A 22,480-nucleotide genomic window follows, 5' to 3' on the forward strand; every position below is an offset into this window, starting at 1 on the left:
GGATGGTCACTGCGCGGCCAGCCAGCCCGCCACGGCCGACACGGTGTCGTGGCAGCCGCCGCAGCCGGTGGTGGCGCGGGTGGTACGGGCGAGCGCGGCGACGTCGGTGGCGCCGCCGCGCCACGCGTCGACGAGCCGGCCCTTGGTCACGGCGTTGCACCGGCAGATCAACGCCGACGCCGGCAGGTCGGCCGGACTCGCGGCGGCCGGCGTGCCCGCGGGCAGCGCGCGGCCGAGCAGCACGGCGAGCCGGTCTTCGGGCAGCGGGATGCCGCGGTCGTGGAACTGCGTGACGGTCGCGGCGGCGTCGGGCAAGCCGAGCAGGATCGCGCCGGTCACTCGGTTGTCGCGGACCACGAGCTTGCCGTAGCGGCCGCCGGACGGGTCGTCGATCGTGAGCACGTCGGCGTCGTCGCTCGCGTGCGTCTCGCCGAGCGCGGTCAGGTCGACACCGCGAGCCTTCAGCCGCGTGACGACGGTCGTGCCGCGGTAGCGCGCTGCGGTGTCGGTGCCCGTGAGGAGATCCGCGAGGACCGCCGCCTGCTCCCACGCGGGTTGCACGAGCCCGGCCGGCGCGTTCGCGTGGCGCGCGCAGTCGCCGAGGGCGTGGACGCGGCCGTCGCTCGTGCGGAGCAGGTCGTCGACGAGCACGCCGCGGTCCACTTCGAGCCCCGCTGCCTCGGCGAGCGCGGTCTCCGGCCGGACGCCTGCGGCGACCACGACCAGATCAGCCGGGACGAAGCTGCCGTCGTCGAGCTTCACGCCGTCGCCGGGCAGGTGGCGCGCGGCCGTCGCGTCGAAGCGGAAGGTCACGCCCAGCTCGGCGAGCCGCCGAGCGAGCACGCGGCCGGCACCGGCGTCGAGCTGGCGTTCCATCGGGTGGCCGTGCGGGTGCACCACGGTCACGTTCGCGCCGCGCCCGGCCAGGCCGCGCGCGGCTTCGAGGCCGAGCAGCCCACCACCGAGCACCACGACGGGTGCGCCGGGCCGGGCGGCGTCGACGATGCGGGTGCAGTCGTCGAGGGTCCGGAACGTCGCGACGCCCGGCCCCGGCTCGAGCCCTTCCACCGGCGGCAGCCACGGCGTGGCGCCGGTCGCGAGCACGAGCGCGTCGTAGTCCAGCGGTCCGTCGGTGGTCTCCACGCGGCGGTTCGCGCGGTCGAGACCCGTGACGGACGTCCCCAGCCGCAGGTCGACGTGCGCGCGAGCCGCCCAGTCCTCGTCGTGCAGCCGCACCGTCGCCGCACTCAGCCCGCCGGCGAGCACGGACGACAGCAGCACCCGGTTGTACGCGGGATGCGGCTCGGCTCCGACGATCGTCAGCCGCGCCCGCTCCGCCGACGGGTCCCGGCGGCGGATCTCGTCGGCCAGCCGCGCCCCGGCCATGCCGTAGCCGGCCACGACCACGTGCCGGGCGCTCATGCGTCCACTCCAGCATCCACTCTGGACAGTGCGACCGCGCACACCTTGAACTCCGGCATACGGCTCACCGGGTCCAGCGCCGGGTTCGTCAGCAGGTTCGCGCGCCCCTCACCGGGAAAGTGGAACGGCAGGAACACCAGGTCGGGCCGCAGCGAGGCGACGCACCGCACCCGCGCGACCGTCTCGCCGCGCCGCGAACGGACCAGCGCCCGTTCCCCCTCGGCGAGACCGGCGCGGTCGGCGGTGTCGGGGTGGACCTCCACGAACATCTCGGGCACGACGTCCACCAGCTCCGGGATCCGGCGTGTCTGGGCACCGGACTGGTAATGCTGCAAGACGCGGCCCGTGGTGGCCTGCAAGGGAAACTCTGCGTCGGGCAGCTCAGCGGGCCCGGTGTGGTCGACGGCGACGAACCTCGCCCGGCCGTCCGGGTGGGCGAAACGGTCGAGGAACATCCTCGGGGTTCCGGGATGCTCCGCGGAAGGCACCGGCCAGTGCAGCGCGTCACCGGCGCGCAGCCGGTCGTAGGTGACGCCCGAGTAGTCCGCCGTGCCACCCTTCGACGCCGCGCGCAGCTCCTCGAAGACGGTTTCCGCGTGGACCGGGAACCGCTCGGCCGGCTGGCCGAGCCGGATCGCGAGCTCCCGCAGCACGTCGAGGTCGGACCGGACGCCCGCCGGCGCGTCGACGGCCTTGCGGCGCAGCAGGATCCGGCCTTCGAGGTTGGTGAGCGTGCCGTCTTCCTCGGCCCACTGCGTCACGGGCAGCACGACGTCGGCGCGCTCGGCCGTCTCCGACCGCACGAAGTCGGCGACCACGAGGAAGTCCAAAGCGGACAGTCGATCTTGGACCCGCCGCGAGCGCGGCGCCGACACCACGACGTTGCTGCCGAACACCAGCAACGCCTTCGGCCCGCCCTCCTGCCCCAGCGCGTCGAGCAGCTCCGTCGCCGAACGCCCCGGCCCCGGCAGGCTCTCCGGCGCGACGCCCCAGACTCGGGCGACGTGCTCGCGCGCGGCCGGGTCGTCGATCTTCCGGTATCCCGGTAGCTGGTCGGCCTTCTGCCCGTGCTCGCGCCCGCCCTGGCCGTTGCCCTGACCGGTGAGACAGCCGAACCCGGAGCCGAGGCGACCGGGCAGCCCCAATGCGAGCGCCAGGTTGATCCACCCGCCGACGTTCGCCGTCCCCGTCGCGTGCTGCTCGGTCCCCCGCGCAGTGAGGACATACGCGTTGTGCGCCTCACCCAACGTCGCGGCGGCCCGTCGTTGGTCCGCCGCGGCAACACCCGTCACGCGCTCGGCCCGCTCCGGCCACCACGCAGCGGCCAGGCGCCACACTTCGTCGAACCCGGCCGTCCGGAGATCCACATAGGACTTGTCGAGGTGTCCCTCGGCGACCACCGCGTGCAGGATTCCCAACGCCAGAGCCAGGTCCGTCCCCGGCGCCGGCGCGAGGTGCAGGCTCGCGAGCTCGGCGGTCGGCGTGCGCCGCGGGTCGATCACGATCAGCTCGGCACCTCGCAGGTGCTGCACGAACGGCGGCATCGTCTCCGCCGGGTTCGCCCCGGCGAGCAGCACGACGTCCGCGTCCGCGAGATCCGTGACGGGGAACGGCAGTCCGCGATCCGCGCCGAACGCCTTCAGCCCCGCCGCCGCGGCCGACGACATGCAGAACCGGCCGTTGTAGTCGATCTGCGAGGTCCCGAGCGCGACCCGCGCGAACTTCCCCAGCAGGTAAGCCTTTTCGTTGGTCAGCCCGCCGCCGCCGAACACCGCGACGGAGTCGGGCCCGTGCGACGAACGCAGCTCACGCAGCTTCGCCGCCACGAGATCCAGCGCCTCGGCCCAGCTCGCCGGCTGCAGCTCACCGTCGCGCCGGATCAGCGGCGTGGTCAGCCGATCGCCGGACCGCAGGAGCTCCCCGGACGTCCAGCCCTTCTGGCACAGACCGCCAGCGTTGACCGGGAAGTCGCGCGGCGTGACGCGCGTGCCGGCCAAGCGCATCCCGCATTGCAACGCGCAGTAGGGGCAATGCGTGTCGACGTGCGGCACGGGCGCTCCTCGGGGTCGGCGATGGCCCCGACGCTAAGCACGCCGTGTTACCTGAAGATGCCTGATTGTTTCAGGCAGTTGACATCACTCGCCACTTCCCGCGCGCCCGCGGTGAGAACTACAGGATCGCGCTGACCTCGCGCGCGGCGGCGCGCAGACCGTCGAGCGCCGCGCCCGTCGAGCGCGGGTTCAACGCGTTGGCCGCCAACCGGAACAGCACTGCGCGCAGCAGCAGCTGCGGCCATTCCGGCAGGTGCGCCCAGCGGTCGAGCAGCTCGCCGGTGGCACCGCCCCACGCCAGGGCGTCGACGGCCACGATCGCCGCGCCCCACTCGCCCGGCCGGTAGTACGGCACGAAGTCGACGATGCCGGGCGCCGCGTCACCGTCGAAGAGCACGCCCGCGAGCAGCTCACCGTGCGCGACCTGCAACGGCAGCTTGATCGGCCGGCGCGAAGGCGCGAGCACCTCGAACCAGCGGCCGCCCTTGGCCTCGTCGAGCGGGCGGTCGAGCTCTTCCCACGCGATGCGGTCGGCCACCGCGTCGAGGTCGTCGCGCGCGGACAGGAAATCGGGCCGCGGCAGGTCGGCCGTGGCGCGGTGCAGCTTCACCGCGGCGAGCATGGCGCCGTCGACGTGGTTCTCGGCCGTGCCCGAGACGTAGCGCCAGGCCGACCAGTCACCGACGATCCAGCGGCCGTCACTCGCGCGCACCGGTTTCGCGATCCGCAGGCCCGGATCCTCGGCGTGCTCCAGCGCGCGGGCGGTCCACAGCGTGCGCGACCGGTCCGAAACCGGCTTCAGCACGAGGTCGCCGCAGCGCCAGGCCGTCGAATCCGGCAACGCCGAAACGAGGCCGATGTCGCCGCCGAAGGCCGCGCACACCCGCTCGGGTGGCCGTTCGAGAGTGGACCGCACGAGAACCGAAGGTACCCGCCTGTGCGCCCCACGAACGAGAAGACGCGCTGGTCACGGACCGCTTTCATATTTCAGACACAGCCGCCGCCACCGGCCCAAAACGCCAGGAAGGCCTCCCCGGCGAACCGGGAAGGCCTTCCTGGGCGGAAACCGTCAGTAGGTGGGCAGGCTCGGGTCGATCTGCTTGGCCCAAGACAGGATGCCGCCACCGAGGTGCGTGGCGTCCTTGAACCCGGCCGCGTGCAGCGCGGCCAGCGCCTCCGCCGAACGCGCACCCGACTTGCAGTGCAGCACGATCGGCTTGTCCTGCGGCAGCTCGGCCAGCGCCTCGCCCGAGAGGATGCGGTCCTTCGGGATCAGCGTGGCGCCCTTGATGTTCACGATCTCGTACTCGCCGGGCTCGCGGACGTCGATGAGGGCGAAGTCGTCGCCGTTGTCGAACTTGGCCTTGAGCTCCGCCGGCGTGATCGTGCTGCCCGAAGCGGCCTGCGCGGCCTCGTCGGACACGACACCGCAGAAGGCTTCGTAGTCGATCAGCTCGGTGATCTTCGGGGTCTCCGGGTCCTTGCGGATCTTGACCTCGCGGTACTTCATCTCCAGCGCGTCGTAGCTGATGAGCCGCCCGAGCAGGGGATCACCGATGCCGGTGATGAGCTTGATCGCCTCGGTCACCATGATCGAGCCGATGGACGCGCACAGCACGCCCAGCACGCCACCCTCGGCGCACGAGGGGACCATGCCGGGAGGCGGCGGCTCCGGGTAGAGGTCGCGGTAGTTCAGGCCCTTGCCATTGGGCGCGTCTTCCCAGAAGACGCTGACCTGGCCTTCGAAGCGGAAGATCGAGCCCCACACGTACGGCTTGCCCAGCAGCACGGCGGCGTCGTTCACCAGGTAACGCGTGGCGAAGTTGTCGGTGCCGTCGAGGATCAGGTCGTACTGGCTGAAGATCTCCAGCGCGTTCGACGACTCCAGCCGCTCCACGTGCAGGTGCACCTTGACGAGGGGGTTGATCTCGGCGATCGACTCCTGCGCCGACGCGGCCTTGAGCTTGCCGACGTCGGACACGCCGTGGATGACCTGGCGCTGCAGGTTGGACTCGTCGACCACGTCGAAGTCGATGATGCCGAGCGTGCCGACCCCCGCCGCGGCGAGGTACAGCAGCGCGGGGCTGCCGAGGCCGCCGGCACCGATGACCAGGACCTTCGCGTTCTTCAGCCGCTTCTGCCCGGTCACCCCGACGTCCGGGATGATGAGGTGGCGGCTGTACCGGGCCACCTCTTCCTTCGTGAGCTCCGCAGCCGGCTCAACGAGCGGCGGCAGTGCCGTGTCTGACATCGGGTCCTCCATACTCGCGTGGATCGCGTAGTCAATCCCAGTATCCACAACGCTCGCAGGCAAGGTGGGCTTCCCGGCGTCCGGATCGTGGGACGAGGGTTGCTTTGTTCGGCGAGACCGTGGTTACGCCTGCGGCGTCGGGTTCGGCCAGGCGTTGGGCACGCAGACGTGGTGGTCGGCCGCGACCTTGCCCTTGTCGCCGCCGGGGATGTTGTTGAGCATCGCCACGTAGTCGTCGGCCACGCCGAACGACTGCTGCATCATCACGGGCGCCGGATCGCCGTTGGCGGGGCAGCCCACGTGGTTGTTGCCGAGCGCGTGGCCCACCTCGTGGTTGATGGCGTACTGCCGGTAGCCGGTCATGTCGGCGCCGTAGGCCTTCGCGCCGCGCACCCAGCGGGCGAGGTTGATGAGCACGCGGCCCATGCTGCGGCGGTAGCAGGAGGCTTCGAACTTGATCTGGAACCCGCACGCGTCGGCGCGGTGCGTCGTGTTCGGCGTGGTGAGACTCACGCGGAAGCTCGGGTCGGGGTAGCTCGCGTCCACGCGCTGCAGCCGGATCTTGCCGTTCCACGTCCAGCTACGCGGGTCGGACAGGATGCCCTGCACGGCCGTGGCGAAGCTGTCGTCGCCGGCGTAGCTCGACGGGTCGATACCGTCTTCGACCTCGACGGTGTAGGTGTACAGCTTGCCGCTCTTGCCGACCGTGGGGCCCGAGCCCGGCACGACGTGCCAGGTGCCCTTGCCGCTCTCGGTGTAGTTGCCGCCCGTGGGCAGCTCGGCCGTCGGCACGTTCACGTCCGCCGGTTTGGCGGGGTTCTCGGGGATGGCCTGGCCGCCGTCGATCGCGCCGGCCGCCGCGTCGCCCACCGCCGACTCGCCGGTGCCCGCGGTGGTGGTCGACCCGGGCTCGGCCGGGCTCGTGGCCGTGTTCACCACGACGAGCGCGGTGATGACGACCAGGATCGGCAACGCGTACACGCGCCAGCCGTAGGTCTTCACGAACCCGCCGACACCGCGCTTCTTCGCGGCCGGCCTGCGGGCGGCGGGCTTCTCCTCGTCGCCCTTCGGCTGCCACGACGCCTTCAGCGGCTCCGCGCTGGTGCGCCGGGAGCCGGGGCGGTAGCGGTCTTCGCCGACGCGCTGGGCGGGCGGCTTCGACGGCCGGAACTGGCCGACGCGCGGCGAGCCCGTGTCCGTGAGGGGTGAGTTGCGAGAGCTCCTCGAGCTGGTCGACGAACTGCTCGACGAATTCTTTGCCGAGGCCGACGTCGCACGCCTGGCTGAACCGGCGTACGAGGCTCGCCGGTCGTCTCCTCGTGCGTCCTTGGGCCGGTCCACCGCCCCAGGGTGCCATATCCGAACCGTGATGCTCTCGGCGACCGGCTGATGACCGAGAGATGATCTGTCACCCGTTCGGACTACCAGGTGCCCTTCTCGGCGGCCTCCCACAGCCCCAGGACGGCCCGCGCTACGACATTCGGGCGTTCCATCTGAGCCACGTGCCCGGTTCGGGGAAGGACCAGCAGCCGGGCGTGTCGGAGCAGCCGGGCGGTGCGCGGGGCGCGTCGCACGGAGATCACCCGGTCGTGAAGACCCCAGACGACGAGTGTGGGGATGCTCACCCGCGCCGCCACGGACCACAGCGACGCGTCGCCGACCGCGGTCCACCGCCGGAAGATGCCGAACGTGCTGCGCGCCATGGCGGGCGCGGCCCAGGCCAGCGCGGCGCGGGCGCCGTGTTCCTCGGTCAGCTCGTCGAGCCGCTGCTCGGGGAACTTCGCCAGGTCGTAGAAGCACAGCTTGATGACCTGGGCCGCGCGTTCGCGGGCCGTCGCCGAAGCCAGCCGGCGGCGCACGCGCGCGCCGATCACCGGCAGGTACGCCAGCGCCATCATCGGGTCCGACAGCCGCCGCGGGTCCGGGCGGCGGTCGGGCATCGCCGGCGAGATCAGCGTGAGCGTGCAGACCAGCTCGGGGCGCGCGGCGGCCACGAGCAGCACGATCGCGCCGCCCATGGAGTTGCCGACCAGGTGCACCGGCCCCGCGTCGAGGCCCTCGATGTAGCGCGCGACGACCTCGGCGTGCTCGTCGAGGCTGAAATCGAAGCCAGGGGCCGGCTCGGAAAAGCCGAAGCCCGGCAGGTCGATCGCGCGGCCGCTCGCGGTGGGTGCGAGCAGCGCGGCGAGGTCGGTCCAATTGCTGGACGACCCGCCGAGCCCGTGGACGTAGACGGCGACGGTACCGTCGGGTCCGGGGGTGCGGCGTACGTTCAGGGAAACTCCGCCCACGTCCTCGACGACACCGGGCCACGGCGGCAGCACCGGCTCGAGCGCGGGCAACGGCGCCGTGGACAGCGGCACGTGGGTCACGGCCGGGCGCACCGCCGTCGCGGTCGCCGGGCGCGTCGTGGATGTGGTCACCACCCCAGGATGCCCGACACTTGGCGTTTCAGGCGTACCCGCGAGTAATCTCAAACCCGCTTCACGCGGTGGTGCTACTGCCCGGCGAAGCCGTGGACGGGAGGAAGAATGACGGAAATGGCGCGACTGCAGCAACGAGGCGTCCGGCTGCCCAGGACCGAACGCCGCGCCCAGCTGCTGACGGCCGCGCAACGCGTCTTCGCCGAAAACGGCTACCACGCCGCGGCCATGGACGAGATCGCCGAGGAGGCGGGCGTCAGCAAGCCCGTGCTGTACCAGCACTTCCCCGGCAAGCTCGACCTCTACATCGCGCTGCTCGAAAGCCACGTCGACGACCTGGTGAGCCGCGTGAAGGGGGCGCTCGACTCGACGAGCGACAACCGCCAGCGCGTGCCGGCCACGGTCGGCGCCTTCTTCGACTTCGTGAGTGAAGACGCCGGCGCGTTCCGGATGGTCTTCGAAAGCGACCTGCGCGGCGAGCCGGCCGTGCAGGAGGCGGTGGACCGCGCGACTTCGGCCAGCGTCGAGGCCATCACCGAGACCATCACCGCGGACGCCGGGCTCGACGACCACAAGGCCCGGCTGCTGGCCGTCGGCCTCGTGGGCATGTCGCAGGTCTCGGCGCGCTACTGGCTGCAGCACAACCAGGCGATGTCGCAGGAGGAAGCCGTGGCGCTCACGGCCAACCTCGCGTGGCGCGGCATCGGCGGTGGCTTCCCGCTCAAGGACGGCTGACGCGCTTGACCCCGCTCGTGGTGGCCGTCCCCGGCACGCTCTGCAGCCCGGCGGTCTTCGGTCCGCTCGCGCGGGCGTGGCCGGGCGTGGTGCACGCCGTGGACTGGATGACGGCGCCCGGGCCGTGGCGGATCGACGACGTGGCCTCGCGGATCGCAGCCCGGATCGACCGGCCGGTGCTGCTCGTGGGGCATTCGACGGGTGGCTGCATCGCGTTGCGGCTGGCAGCTGATCACCCTGAGCTGGTGGCCGGGTTGCTGCTCGCGAACACCGGCGCACACATGCGGGGCCACGGTGACGTCGACGGGATCCTGACGACGATTTCGCAGGCCTGGGGGCCGGAGCTGCACGCGGCGGTGCTGGACCGGTCGTTCGCTTCACCGTTGCCGGTGGAGCTGCGGAACGACCTGCTCGCCTACGCCGCGCGCGTGCCGCAGGAGGCCGCGCTGGAGGTGCTGACGAGCCAGCGCGATCTCGATCTGACGCCGGAGCTCGCGTCGATCCGGTGTCCGGTCGAGGTGTTGCACGGCGTCCGCGACCGGGCCCGGTCCGTGGCGGACGCGCGGTACCTGGTCGAACACCTGCCCGCGGCGGAACTGACCACAGTGGACACTGGACACACGCCGGTGTTCGAGGATGTGCCCGCGACCGTTGCCGCGTTGAAGTCTCTTATGGGGCAAGGGTCCTAGCGGCGTTCAGCAGGGTCTTGACGCGCGTGGCGACTTCGGCCGCGCGTTCCTGCGGCAGCATGTGCCCGGCGCCCGGGTAGCGGACGAACTCGGCGTCGGGCAGCTCGTCGGCGATCACCTTCGCGTGCGGCAGCGGGCACAGCCGGTCCTTCTCCCCCGCCAGCACCACCGCCGGCACGGTCCGCAGCGCGCGCAACGCCACGCGGCAGTCGTGCACGGAGATCGCGTCCTGGAATTCCCCCAATGACGCTGGATGCGCGCACAGCAGCTGGTCGACGACGCTGTCCACGTCGCCGCGCTTCGGCTTGTCGCCGAACACCAGGAACCGCGCGCCGGACCGCACCATCGCCGGGCTCAGCGGCAGCCGGTCGCCCTTGCGGTGGGCCAGCGCCTTGGCCAGCCGGCGCTCGAACCGCGCCGATATCGACCCGGCCGGCCCCGGCAGCCCGAGCGTGATGCGGTCCATCTGGCCCGACGACGTGGCCACGAACGCCACGCCGGCGACGCGCGCCTTCACCAGGTCCGGATGACGTTCGGCGAGCGCCATGATCGTCATGCCGCCCATGGAATGGCCGGCGAGCACGAGCGGGCCGTTCGGGACGCGTTCGGCGATCAGCTCGGCGAGGTCGTCCGCGAGTCGTGGGATCGTCGCCGCCCCCCGTCGAGCCGACGACGATCCCCCGTGGCCACGCAGGTCGTAGCGCACCACCCGCGTGGCCGGTCCGAGGTGCCCGACGACGCCGTCCCACGTGCGGTGGTCCTGCGTCCAGCCGTGCACCAGCACGAGCGTGACCGGCGCGTCGGCGGGACCGGAGGTTTCTACGTGCAGCGCGGCCCCGTCGCCGGTCACGAACCGGTGCTCCCGCGAAGGGTTGCGGAGCCGTTCGAGGGTGGTCACTTGCCCTCCGGCAGCAGGAAGGACTTCTTCCAGAAGTAGCGCCCCGGCAAGCCGACCAGGCCCGACTCCTGCAGGAACGGCATGATCTTCTCCCCGGCCCACGCGATCGTCCCCCGCCAGTGCGGGTTGTTCAACGCCGCTTCGACGCCGTCGCGCGGGCGGATGCCGACGGCCTTGTAGACGTTGGGGTTGATGAACGCGCGCGTGACGAAGTACGAGATCAACGCGATGATGAACTGCTGGTAGGTGATCTCGTGCTTGCCCAGCTTCGCCATCCCGCGCGTGACCTCTTCGCGCGCGAAGGTCACGTGGCGCGCTTCTTCGAGCACGTGGATGCGGTTGACCATGCGCACCAGCGGCTGCACGTCCTCGTTCACCATCTGCTCGCGCTGCAGGCGGTCGAGCACCTCTTCGGCCACGAGGATGGCGCCGTAGCGGGCGGGGCCGTAGGAGATCGTGGGCATCAGCTTCGCGAACTGGCGCAGCGCCGGCACCGGGCCGTAGGCGGGGCAGCCGATGCGCGCGGCCATGCGGGCGAACATCGTGGAGTGGCGGCACTCGTCGGCGATCTCGGTGAGGGCGAACTGCGCGTGGGAACTCGTGGGGTCCTCGTCGTAGACCTCCTTGAGCAGCATCTGCATCAGGAGGATCTCGAACCACAGGCCGGTGGTGGCGACGCTCGCGACCTCGTGCTTGCCGAGCTCGATGCGCTGCTCGGGGGTGAGGGTGTCCCACAGTTTCGTGCCGTAGAGCGACGAGCGCTCGGGGAGGATGTAGTTCTTGCCGTCGACGAGCGGTGCGTCCCAGTCGATGTCGACGTCGGGGTCGTAGAACTTGTTCGCCGAAGACTTCAGCAGCCGGTCGGCGGTCTTCTCCCGGTCGGTCTCCTTGAGCGTCCGCGTCATCGCTCGCCCTCTCTCTTGTAGCTGTAACTTGAGGTAACAGTTACCTCTGGTAGCATGACCCGGGTGATCGAACGTGTCAAGCGCGCCAGCAAGCAGTCCGGCAAGCACCCTGCTCCGGGGGAGGCCGCGACCGGCGACGCCCGGCGGGACCGGTGGCGCAAGCACCGCATCGCGCGACGGGCGGAGTTCGTGGAGGCCGCGCTGCGAGCGCTCGACAGCCACGGTCCGGACCTCGGAATGGAGGACGTGGCGGCCGAGGCCGGCGTCACGAAACCCGTGCTGTACCGGCATTTCGAGGACAAGGCCGACCTGTACGTGGCCCTCGGGCAGCGCGGCACGGAGATCTTGTTCGAGCGCCTGATCCCGGCGATCAACGCGGAGCTCGCGCCCGTGCCACGCATCCGCATGGCGCTGGACGCGTTCTTCTCCGTGATCGAGGAGCACCCGAACCTCTACCGCCTCCTGGCCCGCGGCGGCCTGCAGGAGAAGACGGTGACCGACGCCGACGTCGTCGCGGAGGACAAGGAGGTCATCGCCACCGCCCTGACCGCCCTGCTCGGCGACTACATGCGCATGTTCTCCATGGACTCCGGCGCGGCCGAACCGTGGGCGCACGGCATCGTCGGCATGGTCCAGAGCACGGGCGAATGGTGGCTCGACCGCCGCTCCATGAGCCGCGACTCCGTGGTCGAATACCTCACGCAGATCATCTGGGCGGCCATCGACGGACTCACCCGCCAGCACGGCGTGGTGATCGACCCGAACCTGCCGCTGGAGGAGAACAAGGTCGTCCAGCTCGGCCGCAAAACCGAGTCCCCCGCGGACAGCGACGCGGGCTGAGCCGCTTTCTCTCGGTTTCTTTCGTTGGGAGGCTTTTTATGAGCGACGAAGACGGTTACGCCGGCACTGCGACCCTTGTTGTCGACGGCGTGGAAATGGCTGTGCAGATCGACCTGCGCGGCTATTTCCAGCCGATCGACGGGTATTACCACTGGTACGGACGGGTTTCCACCTCCCCCGAGCTCTCCGCTGCGGTGGGCGGCCGGAAGACGGCTTGCACGGTGGTGGTGGGTGATCGTTCGGCTGCCGGCGAGCTTTCGGACCCGGACCCGTGGGGCCGCTACCGGATCATGGGGACGTCCACTCCGCCGTTCTCGGTGCCGACGAGCCTGGAAGAAGTGGAAGCGGCGACCGCCTAGGTCCAGCTGGCAACCGCCGGACCTTCAGAGCACGACCGCCCAGGCCCGACCAAGGGCAAGAAAAAGCCGCCCCAGGCCAAAGCCCAGGGCGGCTTTCCGGTAAAGCCTCAAGAACCGCCAGAACCGGCGAGACCTCAGTCGCCGACGCCGAAGCCGACCTTGCGGACGTCCGAGGGGGCGATCTCGACGTACGCGATGCGGTCGGACGGGACGATGTACTTGCGGCCCTTCTCGTCGTTGAGGCGGAAGAGCCCGTCACCGGCCGTCAGGGCCTCGGCGACCAGCTTCTCCACCTCGTCGGCGGTCTGGCCACTGGACACCACCAGCTCGCGCGGCGTGTCCTTGATGCCGATCTTGACCTCCACGTGGGACCTCCGCTGGAAATTCGTTGTCGTTACGCCTGGCAAGGCTAGCCCAACCGCAGCGCTGCGGTGTCGCGCCACCGCGTGGTGAACCGGCACTTCAGCCCAGACCGAGCGCCTGCATGCGCTTCGTGTGCCCCTGCTGCAACCGCCGGAACAACCCGGCGATTCCCGACAGGTCGCCGGAGCCGGAGACGATGAGTTCGGCCAGGCCATCGCGTTCGGCGACCACGTACTGGGCCTGTGTGAGAGCCTCGCCCAGCAGCCGCCGACCCCACAGCGCGAGCTTGTCGCGCGCCTTCGGGTCGGCCTTGATGCCGGCGGCGACTTCGCGCTCGGCGAACGCGGAATGCCCCGTGTCGGCGAGGACGGTGAGCACCAGGTCCTTCGTCTCCGGGTCGAGCCAGCTGGCGATCTCGCGATACAAGTCCGCCGCGAGGCCGTCGCCGACGTAGGCCTTGACCAGCGATTCCAGCCACGACTTGGGCCGCGTCGAGGCGTGCCAGGCGTCGACCTGGGCCACGAAGGGGCGCATGGCGTCGTCGACGGACACGCCGTGGGCGGCGAGGTGGGCCGAAAGCATGTCGAAGTGACCGATCTCGGCCGCGGCCATGGAGGCGAGCGCGGCGCGGCCGGCGAGCGTCGGCGCGGTGCGGGCGTCCTCGGCCATCCGGTCGAACGCGGACAGCTCGAGATAGGCGATCACGCCGAGCAGGTCGACGACGCCTTCGCTGATCTCTTTCGGGTCGGTCACGGCGACGAGGGTATCGCCGAACCCGTGGTCGACGCCGTGAAGAGACCGATCCCACGCCGCGCCGTCGCGCCCGGTACTGTTGAAAAACTCCTGACCAGGTACACTGCGGAAAGATAAACAAGGCTTCCGCACGTCTCATGGCTGCGGGAAACAGGCGGGCGACCGGCGCCACCAGGGCTGCCGGGGTTCGCCGAAATTTGTGCGTGCACGCCTCCAGCGGCATTCCCGGGAGGGCGGCTGCGGCGCCGAGCGTAACTCTCCGGTGCCCGTCAGACCCCCGGTCGAGTGTCGAGTGACAACCGGCCTGTGCGCGCTGGTCACGAGAGAGGCGATCACCCTGACCGCAGAACAGTCCACAACCGAAGAAACCACCACCCCCGCGGTCGCGCTGGAACACAGCGAGTCCGGCCCGGCCGCGCTCGACACCTCGCACCCGCTGCAAGCGGGCGTCGAGGTCGAGCCCGAGGCGCCCACGTTCGCTTCGTTCGGCGTGAAGCCGGAGATCGTGAAGGCGCTGAGCGAGGCCGGCATCGAGCGTACGTTCGCCATCCAGGCGCTCACGCTCCCGCTGGCCATGGCGGGCGACGACCTCATCGGCCAGGCCCGCACCGGCATGGGCAAGACGCTGGGCTTCGGCGTCCCGCTGCTGCACCGCGTGCAGGTCCCCGGCGACGGCACCCCGCAGGTGCTCGTCGTGGTCCCGACCCGCGAGCTGTGCATCCAGGTCGCCAACGACCTCAAGGGCGCCGGCAAGCACCTCGGCATCCGCACGCTGGCCATCTACGGCGGCCGTCCGTACGAGCCGCAGATCGAGGCCCTGCGCAAGGGCGTCGACGTCGTGATCGGCACCCCGGGCCGCCTGCTCGACCTGGCCGAGCAGCAGCACCTGGTGCTGGGCAAGGTCCGCGGGCTCGTGCTCGACGAGGCCGACGAGATGCTCGACCTGGGCTTCCTGCCCGACATCGAGCGCATCCTGCGCATGGTGCCGGACGAGCGGCAGACGATGCTGTTCTCCGCCACGATGCCGGGCCCGATCATCACGCTGGCGCGCACGTTCCTGCGCCAGCCCACGCACATCCGCGCCGAAGAGAACGACGCGAGCGCGATCCACGAGCGCACCACCCAGTTCGTCTACCGGGCGCACTCGATGGACAAGCCCGAGGTCATCGCGCGCATCCTGCAGGCCGAGGGCCGCGGGCTCACCATGATCTTCAGCCGCACCAAGCGCACCGCGCAGAAGGTGGCCGACGACCTGGTGGAGCGCGGGTTCGCCGCGGCCGCCGTCCACGGCGACCTGGGCCAGGGCGCCCGCGAGCAGGCGCTGCGCGCGTTCCGCTCGGGCAAGGTCGACGTGCTGGTGGCCACCGACGTCGCCGCGCGCGGCATCGACATCGACGACGTCACCCACGTCATCAACTACCAGTGCCCCGAGGACGAGAAGACCTACGTCCACCGCATCGGCCGCACCGGCCGCGCGGGGCGCACGGGTGTCGCGGTCACGCTCGTCGACTGGGACGAGATCCCCCGCTGGAAGCTGATCTCCGACACGCTGGGTCTGGACAAGCCGGAGCCGGTGGAGACGTACTCGTCGTCGCCGCACCTGTTCAGCGACCTCGGCATCCCGGAGGGCACCACCGGCCGGCTCCCGCTCGCGAAGCGGACCCGCGCCGGGCTGGCCGCCGAGGAGGAAGAGGACCTGGGCGGCAAGCGCCGCGGCCGTGGTGGTCGGGGCGCCGGTGCCGGCTCGGAAGACGCGCCGCGCAAGCGCACGCGGGCGCCGCGCAAGCGCACCCGTGGTGGCGCGAAGGCCGCTGAGGCGGTCGAGAAGGCGGACGCCGCTGCTGCTTCGTCCTCCGAGGCCGCTGCGACGGGCTCGGCTTCCGCCTCGGGTGAGGAGCGCACGCGCTCGCGTCGCCGCACCCGCAGTGGCGGCGGTGGTGAGTCGACCGGTCCCGCCGGTGCGGCCACCGCGTCGGCCTCGGTTTCGGGAGAAACCGGAGAAACGGGTGAGCGTCCGGCACGTCGGCGCCGTCGTCGCCGCCCCTCCGCGACGTCTGATACACCTGCGTCGGCAGACTGAGGGGAACAGCGGAGCCGACGGCGGGAGTCAGGTACGTGAGCGACCACAAGGACGGCGCACCGGACCAGTCTGAACCGGACGTTCCGGCTTTTGTCCCGCCTTCGGACTCCGGGGTGGTTTCGCACCGCCCGCTCGGCACCGAAGATGTTCTGCCCCCGTCGCAGGGCTTTCCGAGCCCGGTGACGGGGCCTCCCGTCCGCGTGCGGCGTTCGCCGTGGAACCGCGGGCGGGATCGGGTGATCGCGGCGTTGATCGCCGTGGTCGTGGTGGTCGTGGCGCTGGTTGTCGCATTGAACAGCGACAACCTGCACACCAGCCGCGCGCTCGCTTCGACGCCGCCGACCTTGCCGCCGGCGCCCGCGGCCGTGCCGGGTTCGATGGCTCAGCTGTGGCAGGCGCCCAGCTCGGCCACGCCCGTGCCGATCGGCGAGGGCGACACCGTGACCACCGCCGACGGCGGCGAGGTCGCGGGCCGCGACCCGCTCACCGGCAAGATCCGCTGGCACTACACGCGCGAGAACCTGCAACTGTGCACTGTGGACACTGCGTGGGGCCGCGTGAACGCGGTGTACCACAAGGCAATGGGCTGCAGCGAGGTCACGCAGCTCGACCCCACCACGGGCCAGATCACGGCCCAGCGCAACGGTGACGCGGAGCTCGGCACCCAGCTCGTCAGCGACGGCAGCCACGTGACCACCACCGGCAAGCACCTGCTCGACACCTGGCGCGACGACCTCGTGAAGAGCATGGAGTACGGCCAGGTCCCGTTCCTGGTCAACCCGAACAAGCAGCCGCGCACGGGCTGCACGTACGGCACGGTCGCCGCGGCCGCCGACAAGGTCGGCGTGATCGAGCGTTGCCCCGGCGACCCCCACGACCGCCTCACCGTCTACAAGGCGACGGCCGAACACGAGGACGAGCCGCAGGTCGTCTTCAGCTCCGTCCTGGCCGGCTCGCGCGCCCGCGTGATCGCCATGTCGGGCGACTTCACGGCCGTGCTGCTGCCCGACCAGAAGCTGCTGGTCATCTACGGCCCGGACGGCAACGAGCGCTCCGCCTACCCCATGGACCTCCCCGCGAGTGATCTCGCGGGCGACCCCGCGGGCGGCGTCGAACAGACCACCCGCACCGACAGCGGCGTGTACTGGTTCACGGGCACCAAAACCGTCGCCCTGTCCCGCGACGACCTCACCCCGCGCTGGACCCTCGACAGCACCCGCGGCCCCGGCATCACCTTCGCGCGCCAGCTCGTCGTGCCCATCAACGGCGGCCTGGCCGTGCTCAACGAATCCAACGGCTCCACCATCCGCACGGTCGGCGTCGACCGCGGCGGCTACAACGGCGTCGTCCGGCTCACGGCTTTGGGCCCGGTGCTGCTTGAGCAGCGCGGCCCTGTGGTTGCCGCACTGCGCTAGCGATCGTGACGATCTCGCGGCTCTGCTCGGTCAGGGGGCCGCGCTCCCAGTCGCCGAACCGCTCCTCGACGGCGAATCCGGCTGCCGCGACGAACGCGTCCAGCTCTTCGGGGCCGAGGAACCTCAGCGCTGCGCGGTCGACGCGCAGCACGGCGCCTTCGGGGTCGGCCGACGTCTCAGTGAACGTGATGACGTCGCCGACGGCCGACTCGACCTCGTGCCACAGGCGGAGCGGGCGTGGCCGCGAGACCGTGACCTGGTTCGCGGGAGTCCAGTCCTCCCAAGCCTTTGCCTGCGGGTGGCGCGTCTCGAACGCGAACCTTCCGCCAGGCCGTAATGCGCGGCGGATGGCGCTGAGGGAGCAGCGCAGGTCTTCATCGGTGGTCAGGCACTGGAACGCGTGGCCGGTCATCGTGACGAGGTCGAACTCGGCCTCTGACCTGAGCGCGGCGGCCGTTCCTTCCCGCCACTCGACGTCCGTGCGCCGCCTCGCGCGGGCGAGCGCCGCACGATCGGGGTCGAGGCCGACCAGCCGACCTCGGTGGCCACGTTCGCGGGCGTGGTGCAACATGCCGCCGGTGCCGCAGCCGACGTCGAGGACGTCCTGCGCGCTCTCGACGAGGCCGTCGTAGAAGCGGTCCGCGGGGAAGTCGCCCCAGGTGTTGAGGACGTCGTACAGCTCGGCGGCTTCGTCGTCGGAGAGCGCCCGGGGCGTCAGGCCCACCAGAACACCGTGAGCGCCACGAAAGCGACCACCAGCACGCCGAGGCCCGCCAGGCCGGCCGTGCGGCCGTAGCGCCGGTCGGCGACCCGCTGCAGCACCAACGCGGCCACCGCGGCGACGGGGTGGCCCACCAGCAACAGCACGCTCGGCCCCGGCGCCCCGGTGGCGAGGCAGACCGCGCCGACGCCCAGCACGCCCACCGCCAGGACGGCCAGCCCCGCGGCGATCGACCCGGTGAAGCCGCGCCACCAACGCCCACGCGGCTTTCCCGTACTGACGGCCTCGATCCGCTGCGGCGGCGCGACAGGCACGTACTCAGCCGCCGCCTCGCCGGTCTGGGCCGCGGAGGCGGGGATGTACTCAGCTGCGGCCTCGCCGGTCTGGGCCGCGGAGGCAGAGGCGTCCTCAGCTACCTCGCCGCGCTCCGAGGCGGCGGCAGCTCCGGAATCGGTTCGGGGCATCTCGTTGGCGGGCGGCGGGGCGTCCACGGGTTGTGGCAAGACGCTGCTGCCCTGCGAGGCGTCGGTCGTGGTCTGCGCCGGGGCGGCAGAAGCGCGCTCAGCCGGTGCCACGGCCTCGGCCGAAGGCGCCGTCGCGTTGTCCGACACGTCGGCGCCGCCCGCCGCAGGAGCGGCCACGTCCGCCGCGGCCAGGGGGGCGGCGGTCAGTTCCTCGGTGTCGGGTGAGGCCACGGTGGGGGTCCGTCCAATCATCGACTCGGAGGGAGGGTGGTCAGGGCGCCAGGAGGTCCCAGGGCTGGGACGCGGGGCCCGCCTGCTGGCCTTCCGCGCAGCTCGGGCGGAAGTCGCACCAGGAGCAGCGGCGGTCGGGGCGGGCGGGGAAGAGGGCGTCGCCGTCGGCGCCTGCATCGAGGGTATCGGTGGCCAACCGCAAGTCGCCCGCGGTTTCTTCGGCGCGTTGGAGATGGCGGTTCAGCGACTCGGGCGTGTGTTCGGCCGCGGCGATCGTGCCGGTGGGCAGGTGGTGGAGCTCGACTTTGGTGCAGGGCAAGCGAAGCGTGCGCGACGAAGCCACCGCGTACATGGCCAACGCCTGCGAAGCGCGGGCCTCGTACTCGTCGGGAGCGCGGCGACCGGTCTTGTAGTCCACGATCACCAGCTCGCCGCCGCGCTGGTCGATGCGGTCGGCGCGGCCCTCGATGATCATCGTGGGCCGTCCGCCAGTGGTGCTCACCGGCGCGGACACCCAGCGCTCGAGGCCGATCGGATCCTCGGTGACGTCGTGGTCCTCCACGTACTCCCCGACCCAGCCCTTGGCCCGCGCCCGGTAACGCGCGGCCTGCTCGGCGTCCTCGAACCCCGCGTCTTTCCAGTACTCGCCGACCAGCGCCATCGCGCGCTGCGCCGTGCGCTTGGCGACGGGCAGGTCGAACAACGCCCGCAACGCGTTGTGCACCACCGCACCCAGCGTGCTGTGCGCCCACGGGCCGGTGCGTTGCGGCATGGGGCGCTCCAGGTAACTCAGGCGGTAGCGGCGCGGGCAGTCCTCGAACGTGCTCAACCGCGCCGGCGACACCTTCGTGAGCCGCTGCGGCTGCTCGACGCCGAAATCGAACCCCAGCTGTTCCTTCACTCGACCCCCGTTCGGTTCCGGCGCCCACGCTACGCACCACCACCGACACTTTCCGGCGCGGGGGCGGCCTCTCAACCGAACGCCGCCACATTGCGCTCACACCACGCGGCGAACGTCCGCGGCTCACGCCCCAGCAGCCGCGAAACCGTGTCGGTGCGCGAACCTTCGACGTCGGCCCGCATCAGCGCGGCGGCCTCCAGCAAGGCCTCGGCGAGCGCCGGCGGCGCCCCCGCAGGGAAGCGCGACCGCACGATCTCGTCGGGCGAGCTCGGCTCCCGCACCTCGATCTCCCGCCCCAATACGGCGGACAGGATCGCCACCTGGTCCGCGACCGTCAGCAGTTCGCCTCCGTCCAGCACGTACTCCGCGCCCTCGTGCCCGTCCGACGTCAGCACCAACGCCGCGACGGCCGCGATGTCGGCGGTGTCGATCGGCGCCTGCCGGCCGGGTCCGAGGGCGTCCAGCACGTACCCGGCCCGCACGGATTCTCGCCACTCCAACGCATTCAGCATGAAACCGCCCGGCCGCAGGATCGTGAACGGGATTCCCGACGCCCGCACGAGCTCCTCGCGCTCGTGGTGCCAGCGGCCCATCATCGGCATCGGGTCGCCGAGCACGTTGCTGGACGACAGGTGCACGACGTGACGCACGCCGGCTTCGCGTGCCGCCACAACGGCGTTGGCCACGCCGGTGGTGCCCAGCCCGGGTGTCAGCAGGAAAAACCGCTCCACCCCCGCGAACGCCGCCGGCAGCGTCGACGGCTCCTCCACATCGCCGACAACGACCTGCGCGGGCAGGTCCGCCGCGCGGGCGGGATCGCGGGTCAGCACGCGGACGTCCGCACCCACGTCCGCCAGCTCGCGGACGAGATCACGGCCGATGTTCCCGGTGGCTCCGATGACCAGTAGCATGAACTCCCCAGATCGTTTGCCGTCTATCGACTTCAAGAAAACGTTAGCCGGGAAATGATTAGCCGTCAATCGATTGGGGAGGCGTGGTGCCCGAGTTCCTCGACCTGTTCAGCAAGACGCACAAGGCGGTCCGCGCGCTCTCCGATTCGGCGATGCGCGACCACGGCCTGCACGAGGGCCAGAACGTGCTCCTCGCCGCGCTCTGGGCCACCGACGGAGCCACCCCCGGCGAGATCGCCGCCCAGGTGCACGTCACCACGCCCACCGTGGTCAAGATGGCCACCCGCATGACCGCCGCAGGCCTGCTCACGCGCCGCCGCGACGACAAGGACAACCGCCTCGTCCGGCTGTGGCTCACCGACGCCGGGCGCGCGCTCCAGGAGCCGGTGGAGGCCGAGCGGCGCGAGCTGGAAGCCAAGCTCACGGCGAACCTCACCGAACCCGAGCGAGACCGACTTCTGGGCCTCCTGGCCCAGGTGCACACTTCGGCGAGTGAACTGCTGACGGAGCCCAGGAAGCTCCGCTGATCAGAAGTTCCCGGCGATGAAGCCCTTCACCGAGTTCGCCACCAGCTCCACGGCGATCGCCGCCAGCAGCAGACCCGCGATCTTCGCGACGAGCGTGATGCCGCTTTCCTTGATCAGCCGGATGACCACACCCGAGAAGCGCATGCACGTGTAGATCACGAAGTGCACGGCGACGATCGCGCAGCCCAGCGCGATGTACGCGCCGAGGTGACCGTCGGCCTGGCGCACGAACACGATCGTCGCCGCGATGGCGCCCGGGCCGGCGAGCAGCGGCGTGCCGAGGGGCACGAGGGCGACGTTGACGTCGTCGGCCGCCTCGGGTTCGGTGCCGCCCTTGCCCGTGAGCAGCTGCAGCGCGATGAGCAGGAGCAGCAGGCCGCCGGCGCCCTGCAGCGCGGGGATCCCGATGCCGAGGTACGCGAGGATCGCCTGCCCGGCCACCGCGAACAGCGTGATGACCAGCAGCGACACCAGCACGGCCTGGCGCGCCGCCTTCACGCGCGTGGCCATCGGCTTGCGGCCGACCAGGCTCAGGAACACCGGCACGGTGCCCGGCGGGTCCATGATCACGATGAGCGTGATGGTGGCGCTGATGAACAGCTTCGCGTCGAAGAACTGCGCGACGCCCATCTCAGCCCTTCACGATCTGCGACCCGGTGGCGCGCGCGACGAGCTGCTCGAACTGACCGGGGTCGGTCGTCTCCTGGCCGAGGCCGATCGTCTTGTTCGTGCCGTGGTAGTCGCTCGACCCGGTGCGGATGAGCCCCAGCTCGTCGGCGAGTTCACGCGTGCGGACGCGCGTGGCCGGCTCGTGGTTGGGGTGGTCGACCTCGACGCCGGTCAGGCCGCGACGGGCCAGATCACGCAGGGTGTCCTCGCTGATCGTCGCGCCGCGGCTGTACGCGAACGGGTGCGCGATCACCGTGACGCCGCCCGCGGCGACGATCATGTCGATCGCCTCCTCGACGGGGGTGTCGTGGCGCGGCACGTAGTAACCGCGGCGGCTGCCGAGGTACTCCGCGAAGGCCTCGTCGACGCTCGACACCAGCCCGGCGCGCACGAGCGCCTGCGCGAGGTGCGGGCGACCCGCCGGCGAGTCGGCAGGCAGCAGGCCCATGATCTCGTCGGCGTCGATCGGGAGCCCGTCGGCGGCCATGCGGTCCGCCATCGCGCACAGCCGCGTGCGTCGTTCGGCCCGCAGGCGCGTCTGCTCTGCGACGAGCGCGGGCGCGGTCGGGTCGAAGAGGTACGCGAGCAGGTGCACGCTGATCCGCCAGCCCGTTTCCGGGTCGACGGACACGGTGGACAGCTCGGCGCCGGGAACGAGAGTCAGCCCGGGCGGGACGGCCTCCGCCGCCGGCGCCCAGCCGGCGGTCGTGTCGTGGTCGGTGATCGCGACCACGTCGAGGCCGACCCGGACGGCAGCTTCGACGAGCCCGGAAGGGCTGTCGGTGCCGTCTGAGGCCGTGGAGTGGGCGTGCAGGTCGATGCGCATCGTGACCATTCTCGACGATGCGCTGCGTCACAGCGACGCCGGTACC

General features: G+C 71.3%; 23 protein-coding genes. 7 read left to right on the forward strand and 16 right to left on the reverse strand.

Annotated features, from left to right (window positions below):
• Positions 1–6 precede the first annotated feature (6 nt).
• The 6 genes from AB0878_RS00495 to AB0878_RS00520 form a co-directional block, all read right to left on the reverse strand.
• Complete coding sequence (locus AB0878_RS00495) at positions 7–1,422, reverse strand: FAD-dependent oxidoreductase (RefSeq protein WP_366575156.1); 1,416 nt, start codon at positions 1,420–1,422, stop codon at positions 7–9.
• Positions 1,419–3,473, reverse strand: coding sequence for a molybdopterin oxidoreductase family protein (locus AB0878_RS00500; protein ID WP_366575158.1), 2,055 nt, complete (start codon positions 3,471–3,473; stop codon positions 1,419–1,421). Before AB0878_RS00500 ends, AB0878_RS00495 begins: the two co-directional genes overlap by 4 nt.
• 118 nt (positions 3,474–3,591) lie before the next feature.
• Positions 3,592–4,389, reverse strand: coding sequence for a TIGR02569 family protein (locus tag AB0878_RS00505; RefSeq protein WP_366575160.1), 798 nt, complete (start codon positions 4,387–4,389; stop codon positions 3,592–3,594).
• A gap of 153 nt (positions 4,390–4,542) precedes the next feature.
• The gene (gene moeZ / locus AB0878_RS00510; protein WP_366575162.1) at positions 4,543–5,724 is read right to left on the reverse strand and encodes an adenylyltransferase/sulfurtransferase MoeZ; all 1,182 of its coding nucleotides are present in this window, start codon (positions 5,722–5,724) and stop codon (positions 4,543–4,545) included.
• Between the two features lie 123 nt (positions 5,725–5,847).
• On the reverse strand, positions 5,848–7,065 hold the full coding sequence (locus AB0878_RS00515) for a DUF3152 domain-containing protein (protein ID WP_366575164.1): 1,218 nt from the start codon (positions 7,063–7,065) through the stop codon (positions 5,848–5,850).
• Positions 7,066–7,145: 80 nt separating this feature from the next.
• Positions 7,146–8,066: an alpha/beta fold hydrolase gene (locus tag AB0878_RS00520; RefSeq protein WP_366575923.1), complete on the reverse strand. Its 921-nt coding sequence runs from the start codon at positions 8,064–8,066 to the stop codon at positions 7,146–7,148.
• Positions 8,067–8,255: 189 nt separating this feature from the next.
• Between AB0878_RS00520 and AB0878_RS00525 the strand changes: the two genes are divergently transcribed.
• Positions 8,256–8,882, forward strand: a complete 627-nt coding sequence (locus AB0878_RS00525) for a TetR/AcrR family transcriptional regulator (protein ID WP_364059285.1) — start codon at positions 8,256–8,258, stop codon at positions 8,880–8,882.
• Positions 8,883–8,887: 5 nt separating this feature from the next.
• Positions 8,888–9,571: an alpha/beta hydrolase gene (locus tag AB0878_RS00530; protein WP_366575166.1), complete on the forward strand. Its 684-nt coding sequence runs from the start codon at positions 8,888–8,890 to the stop codon at positions 9,569–9,571.
• Here AB0878_RS00530 and AB0878_RS00535 read toward each other — a convergent pair.
• The gene (locus AB0878_RS00535) at positions 9,552–10,469 is read right to left on the reverse strand and encodes an alpha/beta hydrolase (protein WP_366575168.1); all 918 of its coding nucleotides are present in this window, start codon (positions 10,467–10,469) and stop codon (positions 9,552–9,554) included. The two genes, AB0878_RS00530 and AB0878_RS00535, sit on opposite strands and share 20 nt — an antisense overlap.
• On the reverse strand, positions 10,466–11,374 hold the full coding sequence (locus AB0878_RS00540; protein ID WP_366575170.1) for a diiron oxygenase: 909 nt from the start codon (positions 11,372–11,374) through the stop codon (positions 10,466–10,468). The genes AB0878_RS00535 and AB0878_RS00540 overlap by 4 nt, the downstream gene beginning before the upstream one ends.
• Positions 11,375–11,428: 54 nt before the next feature.
• Between AB0878_RS00540 and AB0878_RS00545 the strand changes: the two genes are divergently transcribed.
• Together AB0878_RS00545 and AB0878_RS00550 are read left to right on the forward strand one after the other, a co-directional pair.
• Complete coding sequence (locus AB0878_RS00545) at positions 11,429–12,214, forward strand: TetR/AcrR family transcriptional regulator (RefSeq protein WP_366575171.1); 786 nt, start codon at positions 11,429–11,431, stop codon at positions 12,212–12,214.
• A 38-nt stretch (positions 12,215–12,252) separates the two neighbouring features.
• Positions 12,253–12,573: a DUF4873 domain-containing protein gene (locus AB0878_RS00550; RefSeq protein WP_366575173.1), complete on the forward strand. Its 321-nt coding sequence runs from the start codon at positions 12,253–12,255 to the stop codon at positions 12,571–12,573.
• A gap of 134 nt (positions 12,574–12,707) precedes the next feature.
• On the opposite strand, the gene AB0878_RS00555 is transcribed toward AB0878_RS00550, so the two are convergent.
• Entirely contained in the window at positions 12,708–12,938 is a 231-nt protein-coding gene (locus tag AB0878_RS00555) for a DUF3107 domain-containing protein (protein WP_220246448.1), read from the reverse strand.
• Between the two features lie 97 nt (positions 12,939–13,035).
• A complete protein-coding gene (locus AB0878_RS00560; protein WP_366575175.1) occupies positions 13,036–13,689 on the reverse strand; it encodes a ferritin-like fold-containing protein in 654 nt (217 codons plus the stop codon).
• A 292-nt stretch (positions 13,690–13,981) separates the two neighbouring features.
• On the opposite strand from AB0878_RS00560, the gene AB0878_RS00565 reads away from it, so the two are divergent.
• Together AB0878_RS00565 and AB0878_RS00570 are read left to right on the forward strand one after the other, a co-directional pair.
• Positions 13,982–15,769 (forward strand): DEAD/DEAH box helicase, encoded by a 1,788-nt coding sequence (locus AB0878_RS00565; protein ID WP_366575177.1) that lies wholly within the window; start codon positions 13,982–13,984, stop codon positions 15,767–15,769.
• A gap of 35 nt (positions 15,770–15,804) precedes the next feature.
• Positions 15,805–17,184 carry a hypothetical protein gene (locus AB0878_RS00570; protein ID WP_366575179.1) on the forward strand — a complete coding sequence of 460 codons (1,380 nt, stop codon included), beginning with the start codon at positions 15,805–15,807 and terminating at the stop codon, positions 17,182–17,184.
• Here the strand turns inward: AB0878_RS00570 and AB0878_RS00575 are convergent.
• The 4 genes from AB0878_RS00575 to AB0878_RS00590 form a co-directional block, all read right to left on the reverse strand.
• Positions 17,123–17,908: a class I SAM-dependent methyltransferase gene (locus AB0878_RS00575; RefSeq protein ID WP_366575181.1), complete on the reverse strand. Its 786-nt coding sequence runs from the start codon at positions 17,906–17,908 to the stop codon at positions 17,123–17,125. The genes AB0878_RS00570 and AB0878_RS00575 overlap by 62 nt on opposite strands.
• A complete protein-coding gene (locus AB0878_RS00580) occupies positions 17,899–18,600 on the reverse strand; it encodes a hypothetical protein (RefSeq protein WP_366575183.1) in 702 nt (233 codons plus the stop codon). Before AB0878_RS00580 ends, AB0878_RS00575 begins: the two co-directional genes overlap by 10 nt.
• Before the next feature lie 40 nt (positions 18,601–18,640).
• Positions 18,641–19,501 (reverse strand): PD-(D/E)XK nuclease family protein, encoded by an 861-nt coding sequence (locus AB0878_RS00585; RefSeq protein ID WP_366575185.1) that lies wholly within the window; start codon positions 19,499–19,501, stop codon positions 18,641–18,643.
• A gap of 71 nt (positions 19,502–19,572) precedes the next feature.
• Positions 19,573–20,412 (reverse strand): NAD(P)H-binding protein, encoded by an 840-nt coding sequence (locus AB0878_RS00590; protein ID WP_366575187.1) that lies wholly within the window; start codon positions 20,410–20,412, stop codon positions 19,573–19,575.
• An 86-nt stretch (positions 20,413–20,498) separates the two neighbouring features.
• On the opposite strand from AB0878_RS00590, the gene AB0878_RS00595 reads away from it, so the two are divergent.
• Positions 20,499–20,939, forward strand: a complete 441-nt coding sequence (locus AB0878_RS00595; RefSeq protein WP_366575189.1) for a MarR family transcriptional regulator — start codon at positions 20,499–20,501, stop codon at positions 20,937–20,939.
• Here the strand turns inward: AB0878_RS00595 and AB0878_RS00600 are convergent, their stop codons facing one another.
• Positions 20,940–21,569, reverse strand: a complete 630-nt coding sequence (locus AB0878_RS00600) for a MarC family protein (RefSeq protein ID WP_364059240.1) — start codon at positions 21,567–21,569, stop codon at positions 20,940–20,942.
• 1 nt (position 21,570) lies between these two features.
• Positions 21,571–22,443, reverse strand: coding sequence for a PHP domain-containing protein (locus tag AB0878_RS00605; protein WP_366575191.1), 873 nt, complete (start codon positions 22,441–22,443; stop codon positions 21,571–21,573).
• Between the last annotated feature and the right edge of the window lie 37 nt (positions 22,444–22,480).

It is taken from the genome of Amycolatopsis sp. NPDC047767 (assembly GCF_040704195.1).
Taxonomy (GTDB): Bacteria; Actinomycetota; Actinomycetes; order Mycobacteriales; family Pseudonocardiaceae; genus Amycolatopsis.

What these genes read in the sequence shown, in the direction of transcription:
- AB0878_RS00550 (WP_366575173.1), top strand. Translation starts at nt 12,253, where the DNA reads ATGAGCGACGAAGACGGTTACGCCGGCACTGCGACCCTTGTTGTCGAC.
- AB0878_RS00545 (WP_366575171.1), top strand. Translation starts at nt 11,429, where the DNA reads ATGACCCGGGTGATCGAACGTGTCAAGCGCGCCAGCAAGCAGTCCGGC.
- AB0878_RS00600 (WP_364059240.1), bottom strand. Translation starts at nt 21,569, where the DNA reads ATGGGCGTCGCGCAGTTCTTCGACGCGAAGCTGTTCATCAGCGCCACC.
- AB0878_RS00590 (WP_366575187.1), bottom strand. Translation starts at nt 20,412, where the DNA reads ATGCTACTGGTCATCGGAGCCACCGGGAACATCGGCCGTGATCTCGTC.
- AB0878_RS00495 (WP_366575156.1), bottom strand. Translation starts at nt 1,422, where the DNA reads ATGAGCGCCCGGCACGTGGTCGTGGCCGGCTACGGCATGGCCGGGGCG.
- AB0878_RS00540 (WP_366575170.1), bottom strand. Translation starts at nt 11,374, where the DNA reads ATGACGCGGACGCTCAAGGAGACCGACCGGGAGAAGACCGCCGACCGG.
- AB0878_RS00605 (WP_366575191.1), bottom strand. Translation starts at nt 22,443, where the DNA reads ATGGTCACGATGCGCATCGACCTGCACGCCCACTCCACGGCCTCAGAC.
- AB0878_RS00525 (WP_364059285.1), top strand. Translation starts at nt 8,256, where the DNA reads ATGACGGAAATGGCGCGACTGCAGCAACGAGGCGTCCGGCTGCCCAGG.
- moeZ (WP_366575162.1), bottom strand. Translation starts at nt 5,724, where the DNA reads ATGTCAGACACGGCACTGCCGCCGCTCGTTGAGCCGGCTGCGGAGCTC.